This is a genomic window from Pedobacter sp. 05L430, from assembly GCF_056397585.1.
The window spans coordinates 1-797 of record NZ_JBFTNT010000590.1; the positions used below are offsets into that span (position 1 = coordinate 1).

Annotated in this window: 1 protein-coding gene; it reads left to right on the plus strand. The window is 40.3% G+C overall.

Features of this window, described 5'->3' with window-relative positions:
* The coding region (locus AC1DG9_RS27490; RefSeq protein WP_477635752.1) for an aldehyde dehydrogenase family protein at window positions 1–797 on the plus strand (797 nt) is incomplete at both ends.

The window sequence follows — 797 nt, forward strand, 5'->3', positions numbered from 1 at the left end:
TTTAGAGACTGTTTCCCGAAAGGCGTAGTAAACACCATATATGGTCGTGGTAATAAGATCATTCCTAACCTGATGAAATCGGGCGATATAAATGTGTTAACCCTTATTGGTTCAAGTAAGGTAGCCAATGAGCTTAAAAAGCTGCATCCTAAAGTAAACCGTTTACGTGCAATACTTGGGTTGGATGCTAAAAATGCAGCCATTATAACTGCAAATGCTGATGTAAAGTTAGCAGTACAGGAAACAGTGTTGGGGTCTTTATCGTTTAACGGACAAAGATGTACGGCGTTAAAAATCGTATTTATACATCGCAGCCTTGCTGATGTGTTTTTAAAGGAGCTTTCTGAAGCTGTGGCGCAGCTTAAATTTGGGATGCCCTGGGAGCATGGTGTATCATTAACTCCTTTACCTGAACCTCATAAACCTGCATATATACAGGAGTGTATTGCAGATGCCATAGCCAATGGTGCCCATGTGATAAATGAAAATGGTGGTGCTACAAATGAATCGTTTGTATTTCCTGCAATTGTTTACCCGGTTAAAAAAGGTATGAAATTATATACCGAAGAGCAGTTTGGCCCGGTTATACCCGTTGTACCTTTTGATGATCTGGAAGAAACTATTGAGTACCTTATCGAATCTACACACGGCCAGCAGGTAAGTATTTTTAGTAATGATGATGAAGAAATAGCTGAACTTATTGATCCTTTGGTGAATCAGGTGAGCAGAGTAAATGTGAATTGCCAGTGTCAGCGTGGTCCGGATGTATTTCCGTTTACTGGCAGAAAAGATAGTGC